Raw genomic sequence first — 564 nt, 5'->3', positions numbered from 1 at the left:
TAAGAAAAACTAATAGTATACACCTCGAAATATTAAAGGAAAGAGGTGTTATATGGGAAACAAGGATATAGCAACCAAGAAGTACATGTCAGATAATGTGAGATTTGCAGATGTGTTTAACTATGCCATATATGGGGGAAGGCAGATTATAAAACATGACATGTTAAAGGAAATCAGTGCAGAAGAACTGTTATTAATGGAAGGGGAGAATGGAAAGCTAATTACAAGGGACAGAGTAAGGGACTTAGAGAAGATGTGTGTCATAAAGAAAAGCGGTAATATTGTTTACATGCTTTTGGGAATTGAAAACGCATCCAATGTACATTATGCCCAGCCGGTAAGAAACGGCCTGTATGATTTTATGGGGTACGCCGACCAGGTGGAGAGAAAATCGAAGGAAAACAGAAGAAAGAGAAAACTAAGGGATAACAGTGAATTTTTGTCAGGGCTTAAGAAAGAAGATAAGATAGCCGGAATAATAACCCTGACGGTATATTTTGGAGACAGACCATGGGATGGACCAAGATGTCTCCACGAAATGTTAAGTATTGATGATAAGGAAAT

1 pseudogene is annotated in these 564 nt (G+C 37.8%); it reads left to right on the top strand.

The window, feature by feature from the left end:
• Nucleotides 1-52: 52 nt before the first annotated feature.
• Nucleotides 53-564: pseudogene (locus tag H8S00_RS13690) on the top strand (transposase); the annotation flags it as partial.

Origin of the sequence: Eubacterium segne, from assembly GCF_014287775.1 — a bacterium.
GTDB lineage: Bacteria > Bacillota > Clostridia > Lachnospirales > Lachnospiraceae > Eubacterium_G > Eubacterium_G segne.
Note: the sequence above shows the minus strand (reverse complement) of the source record. Positions and strands in the feature narration are given on the sequence as shown.